Raw genomic sequence first — 1100 nt, forward strand, 5'->3', positions numbered from 1 at the left:
ATTGGGTGAATTAATGATACTGTCATTTTGATGTTATCACCTGGCATTACCATTTCTACGCCTTCTGGTAATTCAATAGTACCTGTTACGTCTGTTGTACGGAAGTAGAACTGTGGACGGTAACCTTTGAAGAATGGAGTATGACGACCACCTTCATCTTTACTTAGAATATACACTTCTGATTCGAAATCTGTATGTGGAGTGATTGAACCTGGTTTTGCTAATACTTGACCACGTTCGATTTCTTCACGTTTTGTACCACGTAGTAATACACCAACATTCTCACCAGCACGACCTTCGTCTAGTAATTTACGGAACATTTCAACACCAGTACAAGTTGTTTTAGTAGTCGGTTTGATACCAACGATTTCAACTTCTTCACCAACTTTGATTACACCGCGCTCTACACGACCTGTTACTACTGTACCACGACCTGAGATTGAGAATACGTCTTCGATTGGTAATAAGAATGGTTTATCAATGTCACGCTCTGGTTCTGGAATATAGGTGTCTAATGCTTCCGCTAATTCAACAATTTTTTCTTCCCATGCAGCATCGCCTTCTAACGCTTTAAGCGCTGAACCACGAATTACTGGTGTATCATCACCTGGGAAATCGTATTGAGATAGAAGTTCACGTACTTCCATTTCAACTAATTCTAATAACTCTTCATCATCAACCATATCACATTTATTTAAGAATACGATGATGTAAGGAACACCTACTTGACGACCTAAAAGAATGTGCTCACGAGTTTGTGGCATTGGACCATCAGTTGCTGCTACTACTAAGATAGCACCGTCCATTTGTGCCGCACCAGTGATCATGTTTTTAACATAGTCAGCATGACCTGGGCAGTCTACGTGTGCGTAGTGACGAGTTGGTGTATCGTATTCAACGTGTGAAGTATTGATGGTGATACCGCGTGCTTTTTCTTCTGGTGCATTATCAATTTGATCAAATGCACGAGCTTGACCACCATATTTTTTAGAAAGTACAGTAGTAATAGCTGCAGTTAAAGTTGTTTTACCGTGGTCAACGTGGCCGATTGTACCAACGTTAACGTGGGGTTTTGTACGTTCAAATTTTTCTTTAGACAT

1 protein-coding gene is annotated in these 1100 nt (G+C 40.3%); it reads right to left on the minus strand.

Going from position 1 to position 1100, the window contains the following annotated elements; genetic code table 11:
- On the minus strand, nt 1-1100 hold a 1100-nt coding region (gene tuf / locus B6C99_RS12960), incomplete at its 3' end, for an elongation factor Tu (RefSeq protein ID WP_086360193.1).

It is taken from the genome of Gilliamella sp. N-G2 (assembly GCF_002142215.1).
Taxonomy (GTDB): Bacteria; Pseudomonadota; Gammaproteobacteria; order Enterobacterales; family Orbaceae; genus Gilliamella.